General features: G+C 73.1%; 1 protein-coding gene. It reads right to left on the reverse strand.

Annotation, left to right across the window (positions count from 1 at the left end):
* A partial coding sequence (locus SB775_RS31735; protein WP_410865261.1) for a hypothetical protein occupies window positions 1–221 on the reverse strand: 221 nt, incomplete at its 3' end.
* Window positions 222–253 lie beyond the last annotated feature (32 nt).

Below are 253 nucleotides of genomic sequence, written 5' to 3' on the forward strand. Positions count from 1 at the left end.
GGGGTACGCGGGTTGCGGTCGAGCAGGCGAACGAGGTGGTAGCCGATCGGCCGCACCCCCATCGGATGCACGTAGACCATGAAGCCGCGGTAGAACGGGTCGTCGAGCAGCTGCTCCATCTGCGCCAGCACCGACCGGCGGGCCGGGCCCAGGCGTGCGCGCAGGGCCGGGTCGCGATCGACCAGCAGCGCCTCGAAGCGCGGTCGCGCCGGTCCCTCCATCTGCCGGGCCAGCTGCCAGAGCCGGCGGTTGC

The sequence above is a fragment of the Peribacillus sp. SIMBA_075 genome (genome assembly GCF_046534585.1).